The 1,026-nt window shown below is 41.2% G+C and carries 1 protein-coding gene; it reads right to left on the bottom strand.

Going from position 1 to position 1,026, the window contains the following annotated elements; all coding sequences use genetic code 11:
- Positions 1–1,026 (bottom strand): DNA gyrase C-terminal beta-propeller domain-containing protein (locus OFN91_RS08265; protein ID WP_333720472.1); only part of this gene is annotated, 1,026 nt, incomplete at both ends.

Here is a 1,026-nt window from a genome sequence, read left to right as displayed (position 1 = left end):
ACGACGATTACACCGCTTGTGTTGCGACCAGCTTTGCGTATGCTTTGAATGTCAGTGCGTATCATTTTTCCTGTCGTAGTTAGCGCCATAAGATCGCTTTCTTCATCTACCATAACTACGCCGATTAGATCGCCTGTTTTTGGCGTAAGTTTCATACAAATCACGCCTTTTCCGCCACGATTTGTCAAGCGATATTCGTTCGCTTCGGTTCGTTTGCCAATACCCTTTTGGCTAACGCTTAAAATCTCGTCAATATCGTTTTTGATAAACGCAGCACCGACTACTTCATCGCCTTTTTCTTTAAATTTAATGCCCGTTACGCCGCGCGTTACTCTGCCCATTTGGCGAATTTTTTCAAGCTTAAATTTGACACACATACCTTTTTTGGTAACGATTAAAAGCATATTTTCGTTGATTTGCTCTTCGCCCGCGTTTTCTTCTACTACTTCAACGACTTCGTTTTCAACTACGCTGTTTTCGGTATTTTCAGCGTTTTCGCCGTTTTCATCGCTTGGGATAAAGACTTCATTTTCGCCGTTTGCAACGATTAGCGCAGTTACTAATTCATCATCTTCATCAAGCTTGATCGCTTTTACGCCGATTGAGCGGATATTTTTAAATTCGCTCAAATTTGTTCGTTTTACGATACCTTTTTTAGTGAAAAATGCCAAAGATTTGCTCTCGCAAAAATCGCTAGTAGGGATTATCGCTTTTATTTTTTCGCCGTCTTGAAGCGAGATGAGATTCACAACCGCTTTGCCTTTTGCCGTGCGTGAGCCTTCCGGAATTTTATAGACTTTTAGCCAGTAAAGTTGTCCTTTATCTGTGATAAACATAAGCGTGTCGTGCGTGTTGCTAGTAAAGAAATTTTCGATGAAATCATCATCGTAGGTAGTTACTGCGACCTTGCCCTTGCCGCCGCGTTTTTGTTTTTCGTAAGTTTTGCTTGGAACTCGCTTGATATATCCGCGGTGCGTGATAGTTACGACCATATTTTCATTTGGAATCAAGTCTTCAATGTCAATA

The sequence above is a fragment of the Campylobacter sp. JMF_08 NE1 genome (assembly GCF_027737875.1).
GTDB lineage: Bacteria > Campylobacterota > Campylobacteria > Campylobacterales > Campylobacteraceae > Campylobacter_B.
The sequence above is the reverse complement of the archived record's forward strand: the minus strand, read 5'-3'. Positions and strand labels throughout refer to the sequence as shown.